Origin of the sequence: Nocardia sp. NPDC004604, assembly GCF_040609795.1 — a bacterium.
GTDB lineage: Bacteria > Actinomycetota > Actinomycetes > Mycobacteriales > Mycobacteriaceae > Nocardia.
This window is the reverse complement of the sequence record NZ_JBEXLC010000287.1, coordinates 1-4,019: the sequence shown is the minus strand read 5'-3', so window position 1 is coordinate 4,019 and position 4,019 is coordinate 1. Positions and strand designations below refer to the sequence as shown.

Annotated in this window: 1 protein-coding gene; it reads right to left on the bottom strand. The window is 65.3% G+C overall.

The window, feature by feature from the left end; genetic code table 11:
* Positions 1 to 4,019: amino acid adenylation domain-containing protein (locus ABZW16_RS43265; RefSeq protein WP_354961975.1), on the bottom strand; the 4,019-nt coding region annotated here is incomplete at both ends.

Here is a 4,019-nt window from a genome sequence, read left to right as displayed (position 1 = left end):
CAGCAGCGGCGTCGACCAGCCATCGAGCAGCAGATGATGATTGGTCAACACCAGCCGGTACTGCCCCGGCGCGGTGGTGACCAGCATCCACCGCAGCAGCGGCGCACGAGCCGGATCGAACCTGGTCGCCCGATCCGCGGCCAGCAGCAACTCCCACTCGCGCTCGCGCGCACCGTCATCGAGCCCGGACAGGTCGACCTCCGACCACGACGCCTCGACGCCTTCCTGGACCACCTGCACCGGCCCGGCACCGGTGGCGTCGAACGCGGTACGCAGATTCGGATGACGCTCCAACACAACCTGCCCGGCACGGCGCAACCGCTCCGGATCGACCTGCCCACGCAGCTCGAGGACCAGCTGGGTCAGGTAGGCATCCACCGACTCCTCGGATACCAAGGCGTGGAACAGCAGTCCCTCTTGCAGCGGAGTCAACGGCCAGACATCACTCAACGTCGGGTACCTGTCCTCGAGCCGCTCGATTTCGGTCTGCCCGAGCCGAACCAAATCGAAATCCGAAGGCGTCCGCCCCCCACTCCCGACATGGCGGGCATGCGCCGCCAACGCGGTCAAAGCCCGGCACCACGACTCCGCCACCGAACGGACCTCGCCGGCGGTGAGAACCCCCGCAGGATAGGACCAGGTGGCTCGCAACTGCGGTCCTTGGCCGTCGTCGCGTGTATGGGCATTGATGTCGAGCACCGCCGCGACCGGCATATCCGGATTCTGCGCACCGACGAGGCCGCCAACGTCCACCGGTAGCCATGCGACGGCCGATATCCCTTCGGGAACCCCCGTCGAGATGCGACCCAGGTAGTTGAAGGCGATCTGCGGCCGCGGCAGCCCGGCGAGGGTCGGCCCGGTGTCCTCGTTGAGGTAGCGCAGCAAGCCATAGCCGATCCCATGGTCGGGGATAGCGCGATGCTGCTCCTTGATCGACTTGACCACTGCGCCCATGGCGGGCCCACCCGCGTACGCGTCGTCGAGATCGATGCCCGACAGATCCAAACGCACCGGGAAACCCGTGGCGAACCAGCCGACCGTCCGGGTCAGATCCGCGCCCGGGACGACGCCTTCCTCCCTACCGTGTCCTTCGAGGTTGATCACCATATCCGTCGGCCCCGCGGCTTCCGACTCCCGTTCGCGCCGCCACTTCGTCACCGCCACCGCCACCGCGGCCAGTAGCCCGTCGTCGACCCCGCCGTGGAATATGGCGGGCACCTCGGTCAATAGCGCCTCGGTCACCTCGGGAGACAGCTCGACCTCGACGGTCCGAGCAGTGGCCGCCACATCGATCGCGGGGTCCAGAGGCCGCGACCCGATCATCGGATCACGCTGGTCGGCCATCGCTCGCCACAGTTCGAGCTCGGCCACCCGCTCCGGGCGTCGGGCCGCCTCGACCAGCTCATGCGCCCATCTGCGCATGGATGTCCCGACCGGGGCGAGTTCGGGTGGCTCGCCGGATTCGATCCGCGCCCACACGACCGCGAGGTCGGGCACCAGTACGCGCCAGGAATCCCGATCGATCACCGATTGATGCACCAGCACAAGGACCTTGCCCGGTTCCGCTGCGTGCACCGGATCGAACCAGACCACCTGCAGTACAGTCCCGGCGTTCGGATCGAGCCGGTCGGCAGCGGCCGTCAACTCCGCCGCCGCCAACCTCCGGAACTCGGTGCCTGCTGGCATCGGCACCCGATGGATGACGTTGTCAGCGCGAATCATGCCGACCGGCAACACCTCCCACGTCCAGCGCCCATCGTCGTCCGAGCACAGCCGTGCGCGCAGCATGTCGTGGCGATCGAGGACCGCCTGCACGGTGTCGGCCAGCCGCTGCCGGTCGATTCCCATCGGCAGATTCAGCGTCATTGCCTGCGAGAAGCGGCCGATCTCCGACTCGGAACGTTCGAGCAGCCGTCGCATGATCGGCGTCAGCGGCACCGATCCCACGCCTGCGCCGGGCAGTTCCGACAGAACAGCGGCTGCGCTGCCATCGACTGCGACCTCGGCCAGTCCGGCGACCGTCTTCCGCTCGAATACGTCGCGTGCGGAGAACGTCACACCAGCTGCTCTGGCCCGGGTGACCAACTGGATCGACATGATGCTGTCGCCGCCAAGGGCGAAGAACGAATCGTCGAGACCGACTGTGTCGGCGCCGAGTAGGTCGGCGAAGGTTCTAGCGATGATGTGTTCGGTTGGTGTGTGGGGTGCTCGGAAGGGTTTGGTGTCGGTGAATACCGGCTTGGGTAGTGCTTTTCGGTCGAGTTTGCCGACCGGTGTGAGTGGGATGCGGTCGAGCACCATGATCGAGGACGGCACCATATACGACGGCAACCGGTCGGACAGGTAATCGGCCAGCAACGCGGTATCGATCGTTTGCCCCGCAGCAGCAACGACATAGGACACCAGTGATTGGGTACCCGCGTCGTTGCGGTGACCGACAGTCACCGCGTAGGCGACGGTTTCATGGCTGGTGAGTGCGGTATCGATCTCACCGAGTTCGATACGCAGACCACGAATCTTGACCTGGAAATCGGATCGACCCAGATGCTGGATCGTACGGTCGCTGGTCCAACGCACGATATCGCCGGTGCGGTACATGCGTTGGCCGGGTAGCCAGGGGCAGGCCACGAATCGTTCGGCTGTCACGTCTGCTCGGTGGTGGTATCCACGCGCGAGCAGATCACCCGCGACATACAACTCACCCGCCACACCCGCCGGAACGGGTTGCAGCCGCTGGTCGAGGATCCAGATCGAGGCGCCGCAGACCGGGTGCCCGATGCTCACCAGTTCCTCTGCGGTCATGGGGGCGCTCAGGGTCGCGGCGATGGTGGTTTCGGTCGGCCCGTATTCGTTGAGCACTGCGCGGTCGCCACCCCAGCGTTGGACCAACTCGCTGCCGTAGTCCTCACCACCGACCATCAGATACTTCAGATCCGGTAGCGGCCAACGGGTGTGGTCGATGGTGGACAACGCGGAGGGGGTGATCAGGACGTGGCTGACATGTTCACGATCGAGCAGTGCGGCCAGTTCGTCGCCGCCGTAGACATCAGTGGGGGCGATGACCATGGCCGCGCCGCCGAGCAGCGGCAAGACCGTTTCCAGCACCGAGACATCGAAGCTGGGTGAAGCCAAATGCAGTGTGCGGGAGCTGGGTTCGATGCCCATCGCATCCCGGTGTGTCGCGGCGAAGTTCCCCAGACCGCGGTGAGCGACCGCCACACCCTTGGGCAACCCGGTCGATCCGGAAGTGTAGATGACATAGGCGATATCGTCGATCCGCAACCGACGAACCCGATCGCTGTCAGTGATCGGACTACTGTCGGCCTCGTCGAGGTTGTCCTCGGCTGAGTCGAGGCAATTCGAAATAAGCCAGTCGGTGCTGTCGGGTAGTTGCGTGCGGACGGATGTCACGGTCAGACCGGTCGTTGCATCCGCATCGGTCATCATGTGGGTGATGCGTTCGGTGGGATGAGTCGGATCGATCGGCAGGAACGCCGCCCCCGTCTTGGCAACCGCCCACACCGCGAGAACAGAATCCGCCGAACGTGGAATACCGATCGCAACAACATCCTCCGGCCCGATACCACGCCGAATCAGCAACCGCGCCAACCGATTCGAGCGCTCGTCCAACTCCCGATAACTCAACCGCTGCCCATCGAACACGATCGCAGTGCCGTCGGGATCGAACGCGACTGCTGCCGAAAGCAAATCGGGCAGCGTGGTCGGCGGTGCCGAGGGCGCGCCGGAGCGGGTCAGCAGATCGGCTCGTTCGGTAGGGGCGAGCACGTCGATCGCCCCGACCGCAACGGTTGGATCGGTGACGATCGACTCCAGAATCCGAATCCACCGGTGGGCAAGTGAATCGATGGTGGCGGCGTCGAACAGGTCGGTGGCGTAGGTGAGCGCGACGGTCATCTCACCGCCGTCATGATCCTCCGACAGGATGAATTGCAGATCGAATCCAGGCGTTTGGTCGCTCGGGTCGACCACCAGCGGCTCGAAATCGGACAGGGCCGACC